Annotated in this window: 1 protein-coding gene; it reads left to right on the top strand. The window is 70.1% G+C overall.

Annotated elements, in window-relative coordinates; all coding sequences use genetic code 11:
* Positions 1-381, top strand: a 381-nt coding sequence (locus JHD80_RS27355; RefSeq protein ID WP_199093747.1) for an efflux RND transporter permease subunit, incomplete at both ends; no start/stop codon positions are given.

Genomic DNA, 381 nt, shown 5'->3' with positions numbered 1-381 from the left:
AGCTGTACGTGGGCGAGCGCAGCTACGACATGGCCGTGCGCTTCACGCCCGACACGCGCAGCAGCCCCGAGGCCATCGGCGCGCTGCGCCTGTCGGCCGCCAATGGCGCCCAGGTGCCGCTGGCCGACGTGGCGCGCATCACCACCACCGTGGGCCAGAGCGTCATCGTGCGCGAGGGCGGGGAGCGCCACATCCTCGTCAAGCTCAATGTGCGCGGCCGCGACCTGGCGGGCTTCCTCAAGGATGCGCACACCGCCATCGACCAGCACCTGGACTACGACCGCCAGAAGCTGCACATCGAGTGGGGCGGCCAGTTCGAGAACCTGCAGCGTGCCGAGGCGCGGCTGCTCATGATCCTGCCGCTGACGCTGGGCATCATGC

The organism is Allobosea sp. ASV33 (assembly GCF_016428755.1).
In the GTDB taxonomy this organism is placed as follows: domain Bacteria; phylum Pseudomonadota; class Alphaproteobacteria; order Rhizobiales; family Beijerinckiaceae; genus Allobosea.
Note: the sequence above shows the minus strand (reverse complement) of the source record. Positions and strands in the feature narration are given on the sequence as shown.